This window comes from Pseudomonas sp. FA117, assembly GCF_057370475.1.
Genome location: NZ_CM170675.1, coordinates 5,631,368 through 5,650,065, shown reverse-complemented (window position 1 = coordinate 5,650,065; position 18,698 = coordinate 5,631,368). Strand labels below are relative to the sequence as shown.

Annotated in this window: 21 protein-coding genes; 16 read left to right on the top strand and 5 right to left on the bottom strand. The window is 64.6% G+C overall.

Features of this window, described 5'->3' with window-relative positions; all coding sequences use genetic code 11:
- The first annotated feature begins 2 nt into the window (after positions 1-2).
- The 12 genes from cysW (at position 3) to AC1TXO_RS25815 (ending at position 10,437) form a co-directional block, all read left to right on the top strand.
- Positions 3-875, top strand: coding sequence for a sulfate ABC transporter permease subunit CysW (gene cysW / locus AC1TXO_RS25870; protein WP_486404347.1), 873 nt, complete (start codon positions 3-5; stop codon positions 873-875).
- A gap of 3 nt (positions 876-878) precedes the next feature.
- A complete protein-coding gene (locus AC1TXO_RS25865; RefSeq protein WP_486404346.1) occupies positions 879-1,868 on the top strand; it encodes a sulfate/molybdate ABC transporter ATP-binding protein in 990 nt (329 codons plus the stop codon).
- A gap of 401 nt (positions 1,869-2,269) precedes the next feature.
- Positions 2,270-3,067, top strand: a complete 798-nt coding sequence (locus tag AC1TXO_RS25860) for an energy transducer TonB (RefSeq protein ID WP_486404345.1) — start codon at positions 2,270-2,272, stop codon at positions 3,065-3,067.
- A gap of 36 nt (positions 3,068-3,103) precedes the next feature.
- Positions 3,104-3,826, top strand: a complete 723-nt coding sequence (locus AC1TXO_RS25855) for a MotA/TolQ/ExbB proton channel family protein (RefSeq protein ID WP_486404344.1) — start codon at positions 3,104-3,106, stop codon at positions 3,824-3,826.
- Between the two features lies 1 nt (position 3,827).
- A complete protein-coding gene (locus tag AC1TXO_RS25850; protein ID WP_486404343.1) occupies positions 3,828-4,229 on the top strand; it encodes an ExbD/TolR family protein in 402 nt (133 codons plus the stop codon).
- Positions 4,230-4,445: 216 nt separating this feature from the next.
- Complete coding sequence (locus AC1TXO_RS25845; protein ID WP_486404342.1) at positions 4,446-5,027, top strand: alpha/beta hydrolase; 582 nt, start codon at positions 4,446-4,448, stop codon at positions 5,025-5,027.
- Positions 5,028-5,087: 60 nt separating this feature from the next.
- Positions 5,088-6,035 (top strand): sigma 54-interacting transcriptional regulator, encoded by a 948-nt coding sequence (locus AC1TXO_RS25840; protein ID WP_486404341.1) that lies wholly within the window; start codon positions 5,088-5,090, stop codon positions 6,033-6,035.
- A gap of 186 nt (positions 6,036-6,221) precedes the next feature.
- Positions 6,222-7,007 carry a MetQ/NlpA family ABC transporter substrate-binding protein gene (locus AC1TXO_RS25835; protein ID WP_486404340.1) on the top strand — a complete coding sequence of 262 codons (786 nt, stop codon included), beginning with the start codon at positions 6,222-6,224 and terminating at the stop codon, positions 7,005-7,007.
- 479 nt (positions 7,008-7,486) lie between these two features.
- The gene (locus tag AC1TXO_RS25830; RefSeq protein WP_486404339.1) at positions 7,487-8,152 is read left to right on the top strand and encodes an amino acid ABC transporter permease; all 666 of its coding nucleotides are present in this window, start codon (positions 7,487-7,489) and stop codon (positions 8,150-8,152) included.
- On the top strand, positions 8,133-8,792 hold the full coding sequence (locus AC1TXO_RS25825; protein ID WP_486404338.1) for an amino acid ABC transporter permease: 660 nt from the start codon (positions 8,133-8,135) through the stop codon (positions 8,790-8,792). Before AC1TXO_RS25830 ends, AC1TXO_RS25825 begins: the two co-directional genes overlap by 20 nt.
- Positions 8,789-9,562, top strand: a complete 774-nt coding sequence (locus AC1TXO_RS25820; RefSeq protein WP_486404337.1) for an amino acid ABC transporter ATP-binding protein — start codon at positions 8,789-8,791, stop codon at positions 9,560-9,562. The genes AC1TXO_RS25825 and AC1TXO_RS25820 overlap by 4 nt, the downstream gene beginning before the upstream one ends.
- On the top strand, positions 9,559-10,437 hold the full coding sequence (locus AC1TXO_RS25815; protein ID WP_486404336.1) for a transporter substrate-binding domain-containing protein: 879 nt from the start codon (positions 9,559-9,561) through the stop codon (positions 10,435-10,437). Before AC1TXO_RS25820 ends, AC1TXO_RS25815 begins: the two co-directional genes overlap by 4 nt.
- Before the next feature lie 36 nt (positions 10,438-10,473).
- On the opposite strand, the gene AC1TXO_RS25810 is transcribed toward AC1TXO_RS25815, so the two are convergent.
- The 3 genes from AC1TXO_RS25810 to AC1TXO_RS25800 form a co-directional block, all read right to left on the bottom strand.
- Positions 10,474-11,292 (bottom strand): alpha/beta fold hydrolase, encoded by an 819-nt coding sequence (locus tag AC1TXO_RS25810; RefSeq protein WP_486404335.1) that lies wholly within the window; start codon positions 11,290-11,292, stop codon positions 10,474-10,476.
- A 109-nt stretch (positions 11,293-11,401) separates the two neighbouring features.
- A complete protein-coding gene (locus AC1TXO_RS25805) occupies positions 11,402-13,768 on the bottom strand; it encodes a penicillin acylase family protein (RefSeq protein WP_486404334.1) in 2,367 nt (788 codons plus the stop codon).
- Positions 13,769-13,861: 93 nt separating this feature from the next.
- Positions 13,862-14,425: a DUF6436 domain-containing protein gene (locus AC1TXO_RS25800; RefSeq protein ID WP_486404333.1), complete on the bottom strand. Its 564-nt coding sequence runs from the start codon at positions 14,423-14,425 to the stop codon at positions 13,862-13,864.
- Between the two features lie 112 nt (positions 14,426-14,537).
- Between AC1TXO_RS25800 and bipL the strand changes: the two genes are divergently transcribed.
- A complete protein-coding gene (bipL, locus tag AC1TXO_RS25795) occupies positions 14,538-15,467 on the top strand; it encodes a phospholipase BipL (protein ID WP_486404332.1) in 930 nt (309 codons plus the stop codon).
- Here the strand turns inward: bipL and AC1TXO_RS25790 are convergent.
- A complete protein-coding gene (locus AC1TXO_RS25790) occupies positions 15,460-16,212 on the bottom strand; it encodes a DUF2059 domain-containing protein (RefSeq protein ID WP_486404331.1) in 753 nt (250 codons plus the stop codon). The two genes, bipL and AC1TXO_RS25790, sit on opposite strands and share 8 nt — an antisense overlap.
- A 113-nt stretch (positions 16,213-16,325) precedes the next feature.
- Here AC1TXO_RS25790 and AC1TXO_RS25785 point away from each other — a divergent pair, with 113 nt between their 5' ends.
- Together AC1TXO_RS25785 and AC1TXO_RS25780 are read left to right on the top strand one after the other, a co-directional pair.
- The gene (locus AC1TXO_RS25785; RefSeq protein ID WP_486406918.1) at positions 16,326-16,958 is read left to right on the top strand and encodes a 2OG-Fe(II) oxygenase; all 633 of its coding nucleotides are present in this window, start codon (positions 16,326-16,328) and stop codon (positions 16,956-16,958) included.
- On the top strand, positions 16,945-17,436 hold the full coding sequence (locus AC1TXO_RS25780) for a 2-thiouracil desulfurase family protein (RefSeq protein WP_486404330.1): 492 nt from the start codon (positions 16,945-16,947) through the stop codon (positions 17,434-17,436). Before AC1TXO_RS25785 ends, AC1TXO_RS25780 begins: the two co-directional genes overlap by 14 nt.
- A 67-nt stretch (positions 17,437-17,503) precedes the next feature.
- Here the strand turns inward: AC1TXO_RS25780 and AC1TXO_RS25775 are convergent, their stop codons facing one another.
- Positions 17,504-17,983, bottom strand: coding sequence for a substrate-binding periplasmic protein (locus AC1TXO_RS25775; RefSeq protein ID WP_486404329.1), 480 nt, complete (start codon positions 17,981-17,983; stop codon positions 17,504-17,506).
- 228 nt (positions 17,984-18,211) lie between these two features.
- On the opposite strand from AC1TXO_RS25775, the gene AC1TXO_RS25770 reads away from it, so the two are divergent.
- Positions 18,212-18,688, top strand: coding sequence for a DUF4399 domain-containing protein (locus tag AC1TXO_RS25770; RefSeq protein ID WP_486404328.1), 477 nt, complete (start codon positions 18,212-18,214; stop codon positions 18,686-18,688).
- The last annotated feature ends 10 nt before the right edge of the window (positions 18,689-18,698 follow it).

Below are 18,698 nucleotides of genomic sequence, written 5' to 3'. Positions count from 1 at the left end.
TCATGTCTTCGTCATCCCTGAGTGCAAGCTCCGCCGCCAACGCCGCCCGCCGTGGCAGCGCCACCTCGCGGCGCATACTGATCGGCCTCGGCTGGCTGGTGTTCGCGCTGTTCCTGCTGCTGCCGCTGGTGATCGTGGTCTCCCAGGCGCTGAAGAACGGTTTCGGCACCTTCTTCGAGGCGATCTTCGAGCCCGATGCGCTTTCGGCGCTCAAGCTGACCCTGCTTGCGGTGGTCATCTCGGTGCCGCTGAACCTGGTGTTTGGCGTCAGCGCCGCCTGGTGCGTGAGCAAGTACAGCTTTCGCGGCAAGAGCGTGCTGGTCACCCTGATCGACCTGCCGTTCTCGGTCTCGCCGGTCATCGCCGGCCTGGTCTACGTGCTGATGTTCGGCGCCCAGGGCCTGCTCGGACCGTGGCTGCAGGACCACGACATCCAGATCGTCTTCGCCCTGCCGGGCATCGTGCTGGCGACCATCTTCGTCACCGTGCCGTTCGTTGCCCGTGAACTGATCCCGCTGATGCAGGAGCAGGGCACGCAGGAGGAGGAGGCTGCGCGCCTGCTCGGTGCCAGCGGCTGGCAGATGTTCTGGCATGTCACCCTGCCGAACATCAAGTGGGGCCTGATCTACGGCGTGGTGCTGTGTACCGCGCGGGCCATGGGCGAGTTCGGTGCGGTGTCGGTGGTCTCCGGCCATATCCGCGGCGTCACCAACACCTTGCCGCTGCACGTGGAGATCCTCTACAACGAGTACAACCATGTCGCGGCCTTCAGCGTGGCCAGCCTGTTGCTGATCCTGGCGCTCTTCATCCTGCTGCTCAAGCAGTGGAGCGAGAACCGTATTAACCGCCTGCGCCATAGCGCAGCGGAGGAATAAGTCATGTCGATCGAAGTTCGTAACGTCAGCAAGCGCTTCAACAGTTTCCAGGCCCTGAACAACATCAACCTGGATATCCACAGCGGTGAGCTGGTGGCGTTGCTCGGCCCCTCCGGCTGCGGCAAGACCACCCTGCTGCGCATCATTGCCGGCCTCGAAACGCCGGACGACGGCAGCATCGTGTTCCACGGCGAAGACGTGTCCGGCCACGATGTGCGTGATCGCAACGTCGGGTTCGTGTTCCAGCACTACGCGCTGTTCCGTCACATGAGCGTGTTCGACAACGTCGCCTTCGGCCTGCGCATGAAGCCCAAGGGCGAGCGCCCGAGCGAGAGCAGGATTGCCGAGAAGGTCCATGAGCTGTTGAACATGGTCCAGCTCGACTGGCTTGCCGACCGCTATCCCGAGCAGCTGTCGGGGGGGCAGCGCCAGCGTATCGCCCTGGCCCGTGCCCTGGCGGTGGAGCCCAAGGTGCTGCTGCTCGACGAACCCTTCGGCGCCCTCGATGCCAAGGTGCGCAAGGAGCTGCGCCGCTGGCTGGCGCGCCTGCACGAAGACATCAACCTGACCTCGGTGTTCGTCACCCACGACCAGGAAGAGGCGATGGAAGTCGCCGATCGCATCGTGGTGATGAACAAGGGCGTGATCGAGCAGATCGGCTCGCCGGGCGAGGTGTACGAGAAGCCGGCCAACGACTTCGTCTACCACTTCCTTGGCGATTCCAACCGCCTGGCCCTGAGCGAGGGCAACCATGTGTTGTTCCGCCCGCACGAGGTGTCGCTGTCGCGCCACGAGACCGAAGGTCATCACGCTGCCGAGGTGCGCGACATCCGTCCGCTGGGGGCGACCACGCGGGTGACCCTGAAGGTGGAAGGGCAGAGCGAGCTGATCGAGGCCGAAGTGGTCAAGGATCACGACAGCCTGACCGGGCTGGCGCGCGGCGAGACCCTGTTCTTCCGGCCGAAGGTCTGGCAGAAGGTGGCGGATATCTGAGCTGCCGTGTGCATGAAGAACCCGGGTTTGCAGCCCGGGTTTTTTTATGCCTGGGCGAAGGTCAGGGCTGCTGCGCAGCCCTTCGCGGGTAAACCCGCTCCCACAGGCTCCCCGTCGGCTTCAAGGGCGGCGCTGTGCCTGTAGGAGCGGGCTTGCCCCGCGATCGAGGGCGCAGCCCTCGCCGGATTTCGATACCTTCCACGAATATTTCTCATGCCGCACGTGCATGTCATTTTGCCTCCGGCGCTACAGCCCTTGCCCCGCGCGGCTTTACGCTAATCGCTCAAATCATATATTCGATAAAGTTCTATTTTTAATTTTAAACATTACTTTAAGAGATAAGCCTCTGGCACCGATGATTCAGCCACAGACCTGAATCAACACCCCAGGAGTTTCGATCAATGGGTAATGTCCAGTCGGCCGCCAGGGCCTACGACCAGCCATGGCGCCCGGCCCCGGGTGACCTGGTCGAGCTTGGACGCACGCTTCGCCTGCCGTTGGCGCAGTTGCGCCTGCAACGTACTCCGGTCAGTGGCCTCAAGCGCCGTGACAAGCTGGTGCTGGGCCTGCTGGTGCTGGTCCTGCACGGCGCTGCGGCCTACTGGGTCAGCCAGCGGCCAACCCCCGAACTGCCGGTGATCCCGCCGGAGATTCCACCGATGACCATCGAGTTCGCGGCCCCGGCGCCGCCGGTTGTCGAGCCGCCACCGCCTGTGCCTGTGGTCGAGCCGCCACCGCCGCCTCCTGTGGTCGATGAGCTGGCCGCCAAACCGGCGCCGAAACCGGTACCCAAGCCAAAACCTGTGCCCAAGCCCGTACCCAAGCCGCAGCCCAAGCCGGTCGAAGCGCCGCCGCCGGCCCCGACGCCGGCACCTGCACCGCCTGCTCCGGCGCCTGCTCCACCGGCGCCGGCACCGGTCACGCCCGCTTCGGCCAATGCCGCGTACCTGAAGAACCCTGCGCCGGAATACCCGCAGCTGGCCCAGCGCCGTGGATGGGAAGGCACCGTGCTGCTGCGCGTCGAGGTACTGCCCAGCGGCAAGCCGGGGCAGATCCAGATCCAGAAGAGCAGCGGCCGCGATGCCCTGGACGCCGCCGCACTGGCGGCAGTGAAGCGCTGGAGCTTCGTGCCGGCCAAGCAGGGCGAGGTGGCCCAGGTCGGCTGGGTCAGCGTCCCGATCGATTTCAAGCTTCGTTAAACCGTGCCATCGAACCGAACATAGGAAGACTTCATCATGAGCCTGTTGGCATCTCCCCTCGAATCCGTTGAAAGCGCAGTCATCTGGCTGCTGGTCGGTTTTTCCGTGGTCACCTGGGCGCTGGCCCTGGTCAAGGTCGTGCAGTTCGTACGGCTGAAGAACCAGGACAAGCGCTTCCATGCCCAGTTCTGGGCCGCTTCAAGCCTCGACTCGGCGGCCGAACTCAGCCATGAGCAGCCTGGCCCTGCTGCCCGCGTCGCCCAGGCCGGTTATGCCGCCATAGCCGTGGGCGAGCCGGGCCAGGCAGCCGACCTGAGCCATGCGATCAACCATCAGGACCGCCTCGAGCGCGCCTTGCGCCAGCAGATCGTGCGTGAGCGTCGCTCGCTGGAAACCGGCCTGGCGGTGGTTGCCAGTATTGGCAGCACCTCGCCGTTCATCGGTCTGTTCGGCACCGTGTGGGGCATCATGGAAGCGCTCAAGGGCATCAGCGCTGCCGGCTCCGCCAGCCTGGAAACCGTGGCCGGCCCGATCGGTGCGGCGCTGGTCGCCACGGGCGTGGGTATCGCCGTCGCGGTCCCGGCGGTGCTGGTCTACAACTACTTCCTGCGCCGCCTCAAGCTGACTGCGGCCGACCTCGACGACTTCGCCCACGACTTCTACAGCCTGGCGCAGAAGAGTGCCTTCCGTGTGCTGGTGCACCCGACCCTGCAAAAAGCCCAGGCCGGTTTCGCCCAGCCAGTGAAGGAGGCGTCCTGACATGGCGTTCTCGACCCAGGACAGCGACGAAGTCCTCAGTGAAATCAACGTCACGCCGCTGGTGGACGTCATGCTGGTGCTGCTGGTGGTGTTCATCGTCACCGCGCCACTGCTGACCAACGCCATCCCGATCAACCTGCCCAAGACCGAGGCCGTGGCGCCAGTGGAGCAGAAAGACCCACTGGTGGTGAGCATCGATGGCGGCGGCAAGCTGTTCATCAACAAGGACGAGATCCAGCCCGATCTGCTGGAGAGCAACCTCAAGGCGGCCAGGGAGAAGGACGCCGATGTACGTGTACAGCTGCAGGCTGACGATGGCGTCAACTACGGCGAAGTGGCGCGGGCGATGGCCGCCATCGAGCGCGCCGGGATCAGCAAGCTGGCGGTGATTACCGCGCGCTGACCGGCAATACCCTCTTCAGGCAAGTGCTTCAGGGCCATTTCTCTTGGCAGGGGATGGCCCTTTTTTTATGCCTGTGGGAGCGGGCTTGCCCGCGAAGGAGTCAGGCCAGATGTGCAGCAATTATGGTTATTAATAAATAGCTTCTTATTCCTTTACGAATATAACCGTCTCCCTATACTGGTCCCCAAGCACGCAAACTTCCAAGGAGGCGTCCCCATGCGCAATGAGTCGATTCGTTACCTGATTGTGCCGGGCTGGCAAGGATCGCCAGACAACCATTGGCAGAGTCACTGGCAGCGCAGCCTGCCCAACAGCGCCCGGGTCGAGCAGCAGGACTGGCTCACTCCGCAGCGTAACGATTGGGTACAGGCGCTCGAGCAGGCAATTGCCGCCGAAACCTCGCCGGTGATTCTCATCGCCCACAGCCTGGGCTGCGTCACCGTCGCCCATTGGGCGGCGCAAGCCAGCCCGGCGCTGCTGCGCAGGGTGCGGGGCGCCTTGCTGGTGGCGCCGGCGGATGTCGAACGCCCGACCTGCGCAGAAGCCCTGCGCAACTTCGCGCCGATCCCGCTGCAGACGCTGCCGTTCCCCAGCCAGGTGGTCAGCTCGGACAACGATCCGGCCGTCAGCGTGCCGCGCGCGCTCTACCTGGCCAAGGCCTGGGGGGCCGAGGCGGGGCTGTTGAGCGACGCCGGGCATATCAACGTCAAGTCCGGCCATGAGCGCTGGGAGCAGGGTTTCGCCTATCTTTACCGCCTGCAAGGCCGAGTCGAGCAACGGTCACTGCGCCGCGCCTGATCCGTCTTCAGTCGATTGACCTCAATCCTCGGTCGCATGCGCTCGGGGCGGGAGTTTTCCATGAGTTTCAACAACCCCTTCGGCCAGCCGTTGCTGACCTTTCCCGAACTGGACAAGAGCCCGCTGAGCATTCGTGCCAAGGCGCTGGTATTCGTCGATGCGCGTTCGCAGCAGTTGCGCGAGGCACTCGAACGCCTGGCGCCGCAACCGCTGCCGGTGCTGATCCGTGGCGAAACCGGCACCGGCAAGGAGCTGCTGGCAAGGCAGATCCACCGCGCCAGCGACCGCGCCGGGCTGTTCGTCTCGGTCAACTGCGCAGGCATCAGCCACACCTACGCCGATGCCGAGCTGTTCGGCTACAGCGCCGGTACCCATGGCGGTACGGCCAGCAGTCGTGCCGGCTGGTTCGGCTCGGCCAATGGCGGCACCTTGTACCTGGACGAGATCGCCGACCTGCCGCTGGCGATCCAGGGCAAGTTGTTGGCGGCGCTGGAGAACCGCGAGGTGACCCGGGTCGGTGCACAGCAGCCACAGGCGGTCGATGTCCGCCTGGTCGCCGCCTCCAGTATCGACCTGGCCCAGGCCGTGCGGGCCGGACGCTTCAACGAAAGGCTGTACCTCTACCTGCGCGAGGGTGAGCTGGAGCTGCCGGCACTGCGCGAGCGGGTCGGGGATATCCTGCCGCTGGCCGAGTACTTCGTCGGTATCTACAGCGTGCGTCTGGAGCGCAGCGTGCCGTTGATCAGCGACGCCGCGCAACAGGCGCTGGAGGCCCATGCATGGCCGGGCAATACCCGCGAGCTGGAGAACGTCATCCACTTTGCCCTGCTGGTGGCCGAGGGTGATGAAATCCAGGCGCAGCACCTGGACCTGCCCGACCGCTCGCCGCTGACCACCCTTGCCGGGCAACTGGCCCAGTTGGGTCGCAGCCGTGAGCCGGGTACTTTGTCGGCGCTGCGCGCGGTGCTGGAAAAGAGCCTTGCCGAACTCGGGGGAGCCTCGGCCTAGAGCGCTTGCCTGTCGCTCATAAACAAAGAGCGTGATGGCTTTTTGTTTTTGGAATAAGCAGCGAATCAAAAGATATTGTTAGGGCATAAAAAATCCCGGTATCGTCCGCTCCACGCCCACCGTCGCGACGGCGGGGCACCTGACTTCGCCATCGTCGATGGCTCCAGCTTGATAACAAGGATCACCATGAAAAAGACCCTGCTGACGACTGCCCTCGCTGCTGCCCTGTCGCTGTCCGGCCTGGCCAACGCCGCCGAGAAACTGGTGGTGGCCGCCACGCCGGTGCCGCACGCCGAAATCCTCGAGCTGATCAAGCCGACCCTGGCCAAGGAAGGTGTGGACCTGCAGATCAAGGTCTTCACCGACTATGTGCAGCCGAACGTGCAGGTCGACCAGAAGCGTCTGGACGCCAACTACTTCCAGACCCTGCCATACCTGAAGAACTTCAACGAAGGTAAGGGCACCCACCTGGAAACCGTGGTCGGCGTGCATGTCGAGCCGTTCGGTGGCTACTCGAAGAAGGTCAAGAGCCTGTCGGAGCTCAAGGAAGGCGCCACCGTGGCCATCCCGAACGAGGGCAGCAACAGCGGTCGTGCCCTGCTGCTGCTGCAGAAGGCCGGGCTGATCACCCTGAAGGATCCGAAGAACGCCCTGGCCACGCCCAAGGATATCGCCGAGAACCCGAAGAAGCTGAAGTTCCGCGAGCTCGAATCGGCCATGCTGCCGCGCGTGCTGGACCAGGTCGACCTGGACCTGATCAACACCAACTATGCACTGGAGGCGGGCCTGAACCCGGCCAAGGATGCGCTGGTGATCGAGGGCAGCGATTCGCCTTACGTGAACTTCCTGGTTGCGCGTCCTGACAACAAGGACAGCGATGCCATCCAGAAGCTGGCCAAGGCCCTGACCAGCCCTGAGGTGAAAGCCTTCATCGAGAAGAAGTACCAGGGTGCGGTGCTGCCAGCGTTCTGATTTGCCGGGTCAGTGCTTCACAGGAAAACGCCGACACAGTTGTGTCGGCGTTTTTGTTTGGGCGCTGCGATGTTCTTTTCGCGGGCAAGCCGACGCGGAACCGCCCACAGGAGGCTCACCGCTGCCCGGCAAGGGCCTTGCGCAAGGCCAGCAGCCACTGGAGTTGTTCGTTCGAAACAGGCGTGCTCGGGCTATTCATCGTTGTCATCCCTGGGCCTTGCCGGCCGGTCAGTCTGAAGTCCATTTGAGAGGTATTTCGAGGGAAAGATCCCAAGGCGATGTATGAAATTTCCGGTTAGCCCGTCGGGTGATATCAATATGCAATAAAGGTATTTAGAGAAAGTTTTTTATACCTTTAGAGTCTACCTATCGTGCTTACCAGCACACCTTTTCATCGTCCACGACGCGAGCGACCCCCGCGCCGACCCTGGAATCTTCCCCATGCCGTACCCCTGTGACCTGGTGTCGAGGCGCTATCCATGACCTTCGACACTGCCTTCATGCTTAGCACACTCCCGGCATTCCTCAAGGCGGTCGGCGTCACCCTGCAGGTCGGGCTGATCGCCATCGTCACCTCGCTGCTGGTCGCCGTGCTCAATGCCGCCATCCTGGTGTTTCGTACCCCGTACCTGTGGCGTCTGGTCAAGGGTTATGTGGAGCTGGCGCGCAACACCCCACTGCTGATCCAGCTGTTCTTCGTCTACTTCGCGCTGCCGACCCTGGGCCTGAAGGTCTCCGGTTTCGCTGCAGCGATCATCACCATGACCTTCATGGGCGGCGCCTACCTCACCGAGGTGCTGCGCGCCGGGGTCGAGGCGGTGCCGCGGGCACAGCTCGAGTCCGGGCGCTCCATCGGTTTGTCCGAAGGCCAGTTGCTGCGCCATGTGATCCTGCCCCAGGCCGGCATCCTCAGCCTGCCAGCGCTGTTCGCCAACTTCATCTTCCTGCTCAAGGAAACCACTGTGGTGTCGGCGGTGGCGGTGCCGGAGATTCTCTACACCACCAAGAACTACATCGCCCTGTACTACAAGACCTACGAAATGCTCGCCGTGCTGACGCTGCTGTGCGTATTGCTGTTCCTGCCGCTGTCGCTGCTGCTGCGCTACCTGGAAAGGAGGTTGCAACATGGCCAGTTCGGCAATTGAGCTGCTGCTGGTGTCCTTGCCGCAACTGGCCAAGGGCGCCGGGCAGACCCTGGCGATCTCGGCGCTGGGCATTGTCTTCGCCACCCTGGGCGGCGTGCTCTATGGCGTGCTGGCAACGCTGGGCAAGCGCGCGGTGAACATCGCCTTGCAGGTCTATCTCGAGCTTTTTCGCGCCATTCCGGTGTTGGTCTGGCTGTATCTGGTGTTCTTCGGGTTGCCGATCTTCTTCTCGCTGAGTATTCCCAGCTTCTGGTGCGCGGTGCTGGTGCTGGGCCTGTGGGGGGCGAGCGAGGTTGGTGAGGTGGTGCGTGGCGCGCTGACCTCGCTGCCACGCGGCCAGCGCGAGGCGGGGCTGTCGATCGGCCTTTCCGACCTGCAGTTGTACGGCCATGTGCTGTTGCCGCAGGCGCTCAAGCGCATGACGCCACCGACCATCAACATCTACACGCGCATCGTCAAGACCAGCTCGCTGGCGGTGCTGATCGGCGTGGTCGAGGTCATCAAGGCCGGCCAGCAGATCATCGAGCGCACCTACGAGTCGGTGCTGATCTACGGCGTGCTGTTCCTGTTCTTCTTCTTCGTCTGCTATCCGCTTTCCGCCGCCTCGCGCGCGCTGGAACGCCGCTGGGCCCACTCATGAGCGCATTGATCGAATTCCAGGGTTTCAACAAGTTCTTCGGCGAGCACCAGGTGCTCAAGGATGTCGACCTGCAGGTGCGGGCCGGCGAAGTGGTGGTGATCCTCGGCCCCAGTGGCTGCGGCAAGAGTACCCTGCTGCGCTGCCTCAATGGCCTGGAGCAGGCCCACGGCGGCAGCCTGCGCCTCGATGGCCAGGAGCTGCTGCAGGCGGGCACCGACTGGCGCCAGGTGCGCCAGCGGGTCGGCATGGTGTTCCAGAGCTATCACCTGTTCGGCCACATGACCGTGATCGACAACCTGCTGCTCGGCCCGCTGAAGGTGCAGAAGCGCGAGCGCGCCGAAGCCCAGGCACAGGCCGAGGCTCTGCTGGCGAGGGTAGGGTTGCTGGACAAGCGCGACGCTTTCCCCCGGCAGTTGTCCGGCGGCCAGCAGCAGCGTATCGCCATCGTTCGCTCGTTGTGCATGAACCCGCAGGTGATGCTGTTCGACGAGGTCACCGCCGCCCTGGACCCGGAGATGGTCAAGGAAGTGCTGCAGGTGATCCAGGGCCTGGCCCGCGACGGCATGACCCTGCTCATCGTCACCCACGAAATGGCCTTCGCCCGCGCGGTGGCCGACCGCATCGTGTTCATGGAGGCCGGCAGGATCCTTGAACAGAGCGACCCCGAGAGCTTCTTCAGCCAACCGCGAACCGCACGCGCGCAGCAGTTCCTGGACAAATTCTCCTTTGTCGAAAGCCTGCCGAAGACATCACAAAAGGAACTGTCATGAAAACTGCCCACTTCACCAAACTGCTGGCGCCGCTGTTCGGCCTGGCCCTGCTGGCCGGCTGCGACAAACCGGCGGAGCCCGGCAAGTCGGCGGCCGCGACGCCGACCCCTTCGAGCAGCTACCTGGAAACCATCAAGGCCCGCGACAAGCTGATCGTCGGCGTGTTCACCGACAAGCCGCCGTTCGGCTTCGTCGACGAGAGCGGTCGTTACGTCGGCTTCGACACCGACATTGGGCGGCGCTTCGCCAAGGACCTGCTGGGCGACGAGAACAAGGTCGAGTTCGTGGCCGTGGAGCCGGCCAGTCGCATTCCCTTCCTGCAAAGCGACAAGGTCGACCTGATCCTCGCCAACATGACCGTCACCCCGGAGCGCAAGGAAGCGGTGGACTTCACCAACCCCAACCTGCGTGTGGCGGTGCAGGCCATCGTGGCCGATGGCAGCCCGGTAAAAGCCCTCGATGACCTGGCCGACAAGACCATCATCGTCACCACCGGCACCACCGCCGATATCTGGCTGACCAAAAACCACCCGGACTGGAAGCTGCTCAAGTTCGAGAAGAACAGCGAGTCGCTTCAGGCCCTGGCCAATGGCCGCGGCGACGCCTACGCCCAGGACAACCTGATTCTGTTCAGCTGGGCCAAGCAGAACCCGGGCTACCGTGTGCTGCCGCAATTGCTGGGCGACGAGGCACCGATCGCCCCGGCGGTGAAAAAGGGTAATACCGAGCTGCGTGACTGGGTCAATGCCGAACTGGCCAAGCTGGGCGAAGAGAAGTTCCTGCTCAAGCTGTATGACCAGTATGTGCGCAAGGAACTGAGCGACGACACACCGCCTGAGAGCGTGATCGTCGAAGGCGGCAAGTGGCAGGGGTGAGCCCCGCGACAGGGCTGCCTGGCAGCCCTGGCGATATCAGCGGTTGCGCGGCAGCCAGTTCAACAGGAAGTCATTCACCACCTTGGGGTTCTCCAGGCTGGAGATATGCCCCGTGAACGGAATCTGCGCGGCCAGGCAGCCAATGATCCGTGCCATTTCGTTGCTCTCCGCCGGTGGACGCGGAATGTCCTGGTCGCCGCAGATCACGATGGTCCGCTCGGCCGGCAGTTCGCCCAGCCGATCCAGCAGGTCAGGGCGTCCGAAGATCACGCGGCCCATCGGGTCGAGGCTGTGGCGGATGGTTTCGGCGCTGCTGGCCTTGAGGTCGGCGCGGAACTGCTCGCGAATCTCGGGCACCGTCTGGCCGCCGGCATGGAAGAAGATCGGCACCACGATATCGAGCAGTGGGTCAGGGAAGAACCCGGCAGCGCTGGCGGCGTCGAGCAGGGCGAAGTACTTCTCGCGGGTCGCATCGGGTTCGGCGCCGAGGTAGGTGTCCATCAGCACGATGCGGTCGACCCGTTCCGGGTGCTCGACGGCCAGTTCAGCACCCCACATGCCACCGACCGACAGGCCGACCAGATGGCATTTATCGATGCCCAGGGCGTCGAGGAACGCCAGGTGCTGGCGCGCCAGCGCGCTCATGTCGGTAGTGGTGGCCGGTGGCGCGTCGGAGTCGCCATGGCCCCAGAGCTCGGGCACCAGCACGCGGAAGTGTTTCGACAGCGCCTCGATCTGCGGCTGCCACATCGCTGCAGACCAGAGGTAGCTGTGGCCCAGCAGCACAGGGAAGCCCTGGCCCTGGTCGACGTAGCTCATGCGGGCGCCGTCGATTTCGATGAACTGCTTTTGCATGAGAAAGGCTCTTTGAAGAAAGGGGCGGACAGGTTACCTGTTCGGGGCGTGAAGGGTTGTGAAACCGGTCATGCCGTTGTCAGTGATTTTGTTTCCGGCAGGCCAAGGGTCAGCGTTTCTCGGGCACCAGGCGCAAGGTGCTGCGCGCCGGAATCACCCCCATCTGCGCCTTGTGATAGCGCCCCTGCACATAATCCTCGGCCTGATCCGAATAGTGCCGGTCGAACGGCACGCCACTCTGGCCCACGGGGTTGATGGTCAGCGCCTGCCCGGCGTCGGCGAAGTCGATCAGGCGGCGGGTCGAAGGCCCGTAGGTCACCGGCCACGGCGCCGGGCCGATCTTCGCCGACAGATTGTTCGGCACCTCGTGCGTGCCGGGCGCGGCGAAGGGGCCGACATTGAACAGCAGGTTCAAGGGCTTCTGCTGCCCCAGCGGATGATTGTGGGTGAGGGTATGGGCCTTGCCCCACTGCCACTCGGCCGGGTCGCTGCCGTACAGCTCGCGCAGGTGCGTGAGGCTGCGTTGCCAGGCCTGTCGGACGATGGCGGTGCGGTCGGTACGATCATGTCCGCCGCGCAGGTTCCACCAGGGCGAATCGGCATCGGCCGCCAGGCGCGGTAGCGCGGCGTCGATGACGCGGGTGCTGATCAGCACCTGGAACCAGGTATCGCCCAGTTCGTCGTGCAGGGCGGCGTACGCCAGTTCGTAGAGGAACTGGTTGAACAGCGTGGCGCTGGTCGAGTCCAGCGGGTAGTCGCCACGCCAGGCCGCCAGTTGCTCGACCAGCTCCTTCTGCTCGTCGCCCTCGGCAATCGCGCGCAGGGTTGCCAGCAGCGGCGCCAACGTGCGTGGGCCATAGTCGGTGCTGGTGTCCAGTTGCAAGGCCTGGCTGTTCTGTACGTCCCACTTGACCTGCGGGTCGGCCAGTTGCCGATCCAGTTGGCGGCCACGGTCCGGCAGGTTGTAGTAGCCGGGGATCGGCATCGCGGCCGGGGGCTGGTAGTTGGCCGAGACGATGTAGCCGCTGGCCGGGTTCTCCTGCTGCGGGTTGAGGCTGAAGGGGTAGAAACCCAGCTTGTCGGCCTGGTGGGTGCTGCCGTCGAGGATGAACGACGGGTCGACGCCCTGCGGGCGGATCGGCAACTGTGCGGCCGCCCACCAGCCGATATCGCCACGGGCATTGGCCCAGACCAGGTTCAGGCCGGGCGCCTGGATCTTCGCGGCGGCCTCGCGCATCTTGCCCAGGGTGTCGGCGCGGTTGACCTGGTAGAAGGCGTCGAGAATGGGGTTTTCGGTTTCCAGGAAGGCCCACCACATGGCGATCGGCGTCTGGCCGGCGGCCTCGCCCAACACGGTGTTGACAATCGGGCCGTGGGGCGAGCGGCGCAAGCTTATGGTTACCGGCGCCTCGCCCTTGACCGCGATCTGTTGCTCGGTCTTTTCCAGCGTGTGCCACTGGCCATCGACCATGACCTGGTCGGGGTTGGCGGGGTTGGTCTTCTCCGCGACGAGGTCGACGTCGTCGTTCTGGAACATGGTCAGGCTCCAGCCGAAATCGCGGTTGTGGCCGAGCAGGGCGAAGGGGTTCAGCGCCTGGAAGTAGCCGTAGAGGTTGAAGCCCGGCGCCGACAGTTCGGCCTCGTACCACACCGCCGGTACTGCGAAACCGATGTGCGGGTCGCCGGCCAGAAGGGGGCGGCCACTGCGGGTGCGGCTGCCGGCCACGGCCCAGGCGTTGCTGCCTTCGAACTGCGCGATGCCGGCATCACCGAGTGCCTGGTGGCTGAGCTGGGCAAGGTTTTCGAGGGCTCGCCAGTCGCTGGCGGCCAGGGCCGGGCGCAGGGCGCCGTCTGGTTGCCAGTCGAGGTCGAAGAGCTTGAGGTAGTCGGCGCCGAGCTGGTCGCGGATATAGGTCAGCGCAGGTTCGGTGCGGAACGCGGCGGCAAAGCTGTAGGCCAGGTAGCCGGCGATGCTCAGGGTGTCCTCGGCGGTGAAGGGGCGTTCAGGGATGCCCAGCACGTCGAACTCCACTGGCTTGGGATGGCTGGCCTGCCAGCTGTTCACGCCGTCCAGATAGGCCTGCAATGCGAGCCAGGACGGTGACTGGTGATCCAGGCGCTCGACCATCCGCGCCGCCTGCTCGCGGATCCGCAGGCTGCGGAACAGGGTATCGGTGGGCACCAGCTTGCTGCCCAGCACTTCGGCCAGTTCACCCCGTGCCAGGCGTCGCACCAGTTCCATCTGGAACAGCCGGTCCTGGGCATGCACATAGCCCAGGGCGCGGTACAGGTCCTGCTCGTTCTGTGCTTGCAGGTGAGGCACGCCACGGTCGTCGTAACGTACGCTGACCGGTGCACCGAGGCCGGCGATAGCCACCTCGCCCTCGCGCTGCGGCAGCTTGCCGTGCACATACCAGTAACCGGCACCGGCGGCCACAGCCACGACGAGGGCCAGCAGAGTGAGGCTGCGCTTCATGGAATTCCTTGTGCCGTTGATGAAGGGGCGAGCGTCCGACGAACGCGGCAAAACGCGTTGAGAATAGCCTTCCCGACGTGACAGGTCTGCCGTTTACGGCGCATTTTTCTGCCAGGGGCAATAGCAGCCGCTGGCCAGGGCGTTGGAGGCCTGCACCTGGCGACCCTGCAGCAGTGCCTGGATGACCGGCTCGATGAAGCTGTTGCCGGCGTTGCACACCGCGCCTTCGCTGTAAGGGCCGAAATAGGCGAGCTGGCCCTTGTTATCCCAGATCGCCACGGCCGGGGACGCCGGCAGGTGTTCGCTGCCGGGCAGGTCGCTGACTGGCTGCAAGGCGCCGAGGTTGGCGGGTAACTGACCGTGGCTGCCAGGTTTTTGCAGCACGTGGAAGGTCACGCCTTGCGCGGCGAAGTGCTCGATCAGCTCGGCCAGGTGCTGCTGGTTGCCGACGTTGCAGGGGCAGGCCGGGTCCCAGAAGTGCACGACACGGATCGGCCCGGGGCCGGCGAGTTCGGCAGGCAGCTGCAGCTGGCTGCCGTCGAACAGCGTGGCCTGGCTGTCGAAGGTGCGCAGGTAGCGTGACTGGAAACTGTCGTAGGCCCACCACAGCAGGGCGGCGCAGAGCAGGGTGGTCAGCAGTGTGGTGAAAATTCGCATGGTGATTCCGTAGAAAACGATACGACCGCTTCCGCAAGGGACGCCAGCTTGCCATGACCGGGCGCAGAGCTGAATATCGCAGATCAATACTCGCGCCATTCTGGATGTACCCATGCCGTCACCCTTTCACCCCGACCTGCTGCGCACCAGCCTTGCCCCGCTGACGGCGCACCAGCCACTGTCGACCCAGGCCCTCGACTACCAGCGTTTCTACGGGCTGGACTTGCCGGTACAGCGCTGGCTGGGTGGCTTCGGGGTGGCTGGCTTCGATGTGGTGGGGCAGGTGTGGCAGCCGCAGGCGCCGGTGGCGACGCTGTTTCTGCTGCATGGCTACTACGACCACATGGGCCTGTACCGCCATGTGATCGCCTGGGCACTGCGGCAGGGGTTCGCGGTAATCAGCTGCGACCTGCCCGGCCACGGGCTGTCCAGCGGCGAGCGTGCCAGCATCGCTGATTTCGCTATCTACCAGCAGGTGCTCGATGCCCTGTTCGAGCAGGCCCATGCTTTGGACCTGCCACGGCCCTGGCACCTGTGCGGGCAAAGCACAGGTGGCGCCATCGTGGTCGATCACCTGCTGCATCGCGGCGCGCAGAGCCCGGCCGACGGCGAGGTGATCCTGCTGGCGCCGCTGGTGCGGCCACGGGCCTGGCACTGGTCGAAGCTGAGCTATCGGGTGCTGCGCCATTTCGTCGATGGCATCGAGCGACGCTTCAGTGCCAACACCAACGATCCGGCGTTTCTCGCCTTCCTCGAAGCCGACCCGCTGCAGCCACGTCGCCTGCCGACGGCCTGGGTGGGGGCGCTGATGGCCTGGGTCAAGCGCATCGAGGCGGCGCCGCGAAGCCCGCGTCAGCCGCTGATCGTGCAGGGCGAGGCGGACGGCACGGTGGACTGGCCGTACAACCTCAAGGTGCTGCAGGAGAAATTCGCCGAGCCGCAGATTCTCCTGCTGCCCGAAGCGCGGCATCACCTGGCCAATGAACTGCCGGCCATCCGCCAGCGCTACTTCGCGTTCATCGACCAGCGTCTGGTCACTTGAGGTTGGCGCTGCTCTGACCCACTGCCAGCCCTGCCCGTACCGCCGCCAGCGCAGCGTCGTAGTAGGCCTTGCCCTCGGCGGATTCGGCGAAGGTGGCGAAGGCTTCCAGTTCGTCGTCGGACAGGTCGCGGTAGACATACAACAGCGTGTTGTTCAGGTCTTCGCCGATCTCGTTCATCAAGCGCTGGCGCTGGCCATCGAGCAGGCCCTGGGCCTGACCGCTGCCGAACAGTCCGGGGATCATCGAACTGAGGCTGTCGGCGGCAACGCCGGCGATCGCCAGGCTGACCTCGGCGCCGGCCTCGCGTGCAGGCAGGGCCTGGGCCAGGTGACCGATGGCCAGCAGACGGTTGTCGCTGGCCTGGATTTTCGGCAGGCCCTTGGCATTCTTGGCCAGTTGGTCCTTGCGCGTGGCCAGCAGCTCGGCGGCGACCACCTTGCGCCCCAGCGGCGACTGGAAGAATGCCAGCGCCGGGCCCGGGTTCTTCAGGTTGGCGCGCAACTGGGCCAGGGCGCGCTGGTCCATCGCCTGCGCCTGGAAGCGCTGGTTGCTGTTGTTGACCAGTGCCTGGTAAACCGCAGGCGGCAGGCTGTTGCGGTAGCGCTGCTGGGCGGCACCGATGGCGTCATTGAAGTGGGCGCGCTGGTCGGGCCAGCCGGCGGCCTTGTACAACTGGTCGAGGCTGTCTGCCCAGACAGGCATGGTGCAGATCATCAGCACAAGCAGGGAAAACAAACGGCGCATTCAGGACTCCTGTCGGCAGGCCGCTATTGTCCGTGGCACGACAGGCCTTTGTCGAGATATCAGCGCGCTTCTCGGCCAAGTGGCGCTGTCCGCGCCCAGGGCTAATGGATATGATGCGCGCCATGCACATATCTCCTGAACATCCGCTGCTGTCGCCCATCGTCGACGACCTGGCCACCCGTGGCTGGTCGCAGCAGGCGCTATTCCTCCCGGGCGAGCTGGCGCGCGCGTTGGCTGCCGAATGCCGGCGCCGGCACGTCGAAGGCGAACTGAACCCCGCCGGTGTCGGCCGGGGTGCGGCCCAGGAGGTGCGCGAGGCGATCCGCGGCGACCAGATCCAGTGGATCGACCCGGGCCAGGCCGAGGCCTGCGACCGCTATCTGGCGGTCATGGACAGCTTGCGCCAGGCGATCAACCGGGGGTTGTTCCTGGGGCTCGAGGACTTCGAGTGCCATTTTGCCCTGTATCCGCCGGGCGCCTTCTACCGTCGCCATCTGGACCGTTTTCGCGACGACGACCGGCGCATGGTGTCGGTGGTGCTCTACCTCAATGAGCGCTGGCAGCCGGAAGAAGGTGGGCAGTTGCGCATGTTCCTCGCCGGCGATGTCGAGCATGACGTCCAGCCCGAGGCGGGCAGCCTGGTGGTGTTCCTGTCTGGCGAGGTGCCCCACGAAGTCCTTCCTGCCCATCGCGAACGCCTGTCGCTGACGGGCTGGTTTCGGCGCCGTGGCAATGATCCCTTCTGAGTCATCCAGGATACTGGTCAGCGCCTGCCTGCTGGGGCAGCCGGTGCGTTACGACGGGCGCGACAGTGGCCATCCCGATCTGCTCAAGCGCTGGCAGGCCGAAGGGCGCGTGGTGCCCTTGTGCCCGGAGGTGGCCGGTGGCTTGCCGACGCCGCGACCGGCCGCCGAGATCCAGGGCGGGCAGGGTGGCCAGGTGCTCGATGGCCAGGTGCAGGTACTCACGGTAACGGGCGAGGACGTCAGTGCGGCGTTTCTGAGCGGCGCTCGGCAGGCCTTGGCGCTGGTGCGCCGGCACGGGATCCGGGTTGCGGTGCTCAAGTCCGGCAGCCCGTCGTGCGGTAACCGACTGACCTACGATGGCAGTTTCAGCGGGGTGAAGGTGCCGGGGGAGGGCGTCGTTGCTGCGCTGTTGCGTCGGGAAGGGGTACTGGTGTTCAGCGAGCTGGAGCTGGACGAGGCGCAGCGGGCACTCGGGTAGTTCGGTGTCGTCCTTTTCGCGGGCAAGTTCGGCGCTCCGACTTGCCCGCGAAAAGAACAACGCGTTATCACTGCTGCGCCGCAGTCTTCTCGAACCATTTCTGCTCGAGCTCCGCCATCCGCCCGCTGTCCTTGAGCCGCTGCAGGGCATTGTTCAGCGTGCTTTCGAATGCCGGGTTATCTTTCTGGAACGGAATTACCAGCTTCTTCTCGCCAAACGCCTGGCTGGCATCCAGCGTGCTTTCGGTCGCAGATCGTTCGCTCGCCGGTGTCAATGCGATGTCGTACGTGCCGCTTTCCACGCCTGTCAGCACTTCGTCTGCAGGTGCTTCGATGAATTCGGCACGCAGGTCCATCTCTCGCGCCAGTTCCTGGCCGAACTCGATGTCGAAACCGGTGAGGTGTTCGTCATCCTTGAAGGCGTAGGGCGCATTGTCGGCTTGCACGGCGATGCGCAGCTCACCCCGGTCGTTGATTTCGTCGATCAGCTCGGCCTGGGCCAGGGGGCTGATGAGTACTGCCAGCAGTAGGCCAATGGTCAAACGCATGAATATCCCTTTATTTCCCGGCAGATGAATGTCATTCGCCGTGGCTTTCTGATTTGCCGCGGTCGAACGCAGCCTATGACCCCGACATCGTGCGGATGTTTGAGTCGGGGCCGAAATTTTCATGCTGGCATTCCGGAACCCCAGGCGCGGCCAGTGGACTATGGTGAAGTACCGCCTCGCTTCGTTTAAGTGATAGCGGTCAATTGAAGTGAATGACAGGAGAAGTGAATGAAAAGCCCAGTTGCGCACGCTGCCCTTGCCGCTCTGCTGATGGGGGCCTCGCTGTTTGCCAGTGCCGCGGATGCCCTGAAAAGCCAGGAACCACCCAAGGACGCCAAGGTGTTCATCGTTTCCCCGGCCGACGGCGCCACGGTCGACAAGACCTTCACCGTCAAGTTCGGCATCGAGGGCATGGCGCTCAAGCCAGCCGGTGACCAGACCCCGCACTCCGGGCACCACCACCTGCTGGTGGATGTCGACAAGGCCCCTGTGGCCGACCAGCCGCTGCCCACCAGCCTGATGCCCGAGGGCAACCAGCCGCTGCCGGCGGGGCCGCAGGTGCTGCACTTCGGCAAGGCGCAGACCGAGGCGACCATCACCCTGACCCCGGGCAAGCACACCCTGCAACTGGTGCTGGGCGATCAGTACCACGTGCCGTTCAAGCCGAGCGTCGAGTCGAAGACCATTACCGTGCATGTGAAGTGATGCCTCGGGC

Excerpts from the sequence above, each read along its gene's own strand:
- cysW (WP_486404347.1), top strand. The coding sequence starts at position 3 with ATGTCTTCGTCATCCCTGAGTGCAAGCTCCGCCGCCAACGCCGCCCGC.
- AC1TXO_RS25865 (WP_486404346.1), top strand. The coding sequence starts at position 879 with ATGTCGATCGAAGTTCGTAACGTCAGCAAGCGCTTCAACAGTTTCCAG.
- AC1TXO_RS25860 (WP_486404345.1), top strand. The coding sequence starts at position 2,270 with ATGGGTAATGTCCAGTCGGCCGCCAGGGCCTACGACCAGCCATGGCGC.
- AC1TXO_RS25855 (WP_486404344.1), top strand. The coding sequence starts at position 3,104 with ATGAGCCTGTTGGCATCTCCCCTCGAATCCGTTGAAAGCGCAGTCATC.
- AC1TXO_RS25850 (WP_486404343.1), top strand. The coding sequence starts at position 3,828 with ATGGCGTTCTCGACCCAGGACAGCGACGAAGTCCTCAGTGAAATCAAC.
- AC1TXO_RS25845 (WP_486404342.1), top strand. The coding sequence starts at position 4,446 with ATGCGCAATGAGTCGATTCGTTACCTGATTGTGCCGGGCTGGCAAGGA.
- AC1TXO_RS25840 (WP_486404341.1), top strand. The coding sequence starts at position 5,088 with ATGAGTTTCAACAACCCCTTCGGCCAGCCGTTGCTGACCTTTCCCGAA.
- AC1TXO_RS25835 (WP_486404340.1), top strand. The coding sequence starts at position 6,222 with ATGAAAAAGACCCTGCTGACGACTGCCCTCGCTGCTGCCCTGTCGCTG.
- AC1TXO_RS25830 (WP_486404339.1), top strand. The coding sequence starts at position 7,487 with ATGACCTTCGACACTGCCTTCATGCTTAGCACACTCCCGGCATTCCTC.
- AC1TXO_RS25825 (WP_486404338.1), top strand. The coding sequence starts at position 8,133 with ATGGCCAGTTCGGCAATTGAGCTGCTGCTGGTGTCCTTGCCGCAACTG.
- AC1TXO_RS25820 (WP_486404337.1), top strand. The coding sequence starts at position 8,789 with ATGAGCGCATTGATCGAATTCCAGGGTTTCAACAAGTTCTTCGGCGAG.
- AC1TXO_RS25815 (WP_486404336.1), top strand. The coding sequence starts at position 9,559 with ATGAAAACTGCCCACTTCACCAAACTGCTGGCGCCGCTGTTCGGCCTG.
- AC1TXO_RS25810 (WP_486404335.1), bottom strand. The coding sequence starts at position 11,292 with ATGCAAAAGCAGTTCATCGAAATCGACGGCGCCCGCATGAGCTACGTC.
- AC1TXO_RS25805 (WP_486404334.1), bottom strand. The coding sequence starts at position 13,768 with ATGAAGCGCAGCCTCACTCTGCTGGCCCTCGTCGTGGCTGTGGCCGCC.
- AC1TXO_RS25800 (WP_486404333.1), bottom strand. The coding sequence starts at position 14,425 with ATGCGAATTTTCACCACACTGCTGACCACCCTGCTCTGCGCCGCCCTG.
- bipL (WP_486404332.1), top strand. The coding sequence starts at position 14,538 with ATGCCGTCACCCTTTCACCCCGACCTGCTGCGCACCAGCCTTGCCCCG.
- AC1TXO_RS25790 (WP_486404331.1), bottom strand. The coding sequence starts at position 16,212 with ATGCGCCGTTTGTTTTCCCTGCTTGTGCTGATGATCTGCACCATGCCT.
- AC1TXO_RS25785 (WP_486406918.1), top strand. The coding sequence starts at position 16,326 with ATGCGCGCCATGCACATATCTCCTGAACATCCGCTGCTGTCGCCCATC.
- AC1TXO_RS25780 (WP_486404330.1), top strand. The coding sequence starts at position 16,945 with ATGATCCCTTCTGAGTCATCCAGGATACTGGTCAGCGCCTGCCTGCTG.
- AC1TXO_RS25775 (WP_486404329.1), bottom strand. The coding sequence starts at position 17,983 with ATGCGTTTGACCATTGGCCTACTGCTGGCAGTACTCATCAGCCCCCTG.
- AC1TXO_RS25770 (WP_486404328.1), top strand. The coding sequence starts at position 18,212 with ATGAAAAGCCCAGTTGCGCACGCTGCCCTTGCCGCTCTGCTGATGGGG.